This window comes from Actinomadura sp. RB99, from assembly GCF_014706005.1.
Lineage (GTDB): Bacteria > Actinomycetota > Actinomycetes > Streptosporangiales > Streptosporangiaceae > Spirillospora.
This window is the reverse complement of sequence record NZ_JABMCA010000189.1, coordinates 1-824: the sequence shown is the minus strand read 5'-3', so window position 1 is coordinate 824 and position 824 is coordinate 1. Positions and strand designations below refer to the sequence as shown.

Sequence of the window (824 nt, the reverse complement as noted above, 5' to 3'; positions counted from 1 at the left end):
CGCTCGCGGGCGACACCATGCCGATCTTCACGCGCGGCATCAACATCGCCCGGGCCCTGCTGCCCCGGCTGACGCCGCTGGTGAAGACGGCGGCGGGCTCGGTCGGCGACTTCACCAAGCAGATCGAAAAGGACGTCAAGGGGCCCGGCGTCACCAAGTTCATCGGGCGGCTCAACGACGCGGCGAAGAAGACCCTTCCGCCGCTGCTGCGGTCTGCGCGGAACGTCGGCATCGGCATCGCCGGAATCGTCGATGCTTTCTTGCCGCACGCGGGCGCGATGGCGTCCGGCGTCGAAGGGCTGACGAAGAAATTCGCTGAATGGGGGAAAGGGCTAAAAAGCAGCGAGGGGTTCGGGAAATTCATCGCCTACATCCGGGCGAACCTCCCGCAGTTGCAGACGACGTTCGGGAACCTCGTTCAGATTGTCATCAATCTGGCGACGGCTTTCGAGCCGATGTCGGGTATCTCGCTCCAGCTCGTCAAGAGCCTGACGGGAATTCTTGCTGCGCTTCCGCCTCCGGTGGTTACGACGCTCGCCACGGCGATCGTCGCCGTCACCACGGCAATGCGCATCTGGATCCCGATTCAGACGACATTGAATTTCTTGCTGTCGGCGAACCCGATCGGTATCGTCGTCCTCGCTATCGCCGCGCTAGCGGTCGGCTTGGTCGTCGCATACAAGAAGTCGGCGACGTTCCGGGCCGTCGTCCAGGGCGCATGGAAGGGGATCCAGAGCGCCGCCCGTACCGCGTGGAAGGGCTACATTCAGCCAGCGCTCACGGGCCTGGAGCGCGGGATCAAGAGCGTTTCCCAGACTTGGGGG

General features: G+C 64.1%; 1 protein-coding gene. It reads left to right on the top strand.

Annotated features, from left to right (window positions below):
- Window positions 1-17: 17 nt before the first annotated feature.
- Window positions 18-824, top strand: an 807-nt coding sequence (locus amrb99_RS49495) for a hypothetical protein (protein ID WP_190869040.1), incomplete at its 3' end; no start/stop codon positions are given.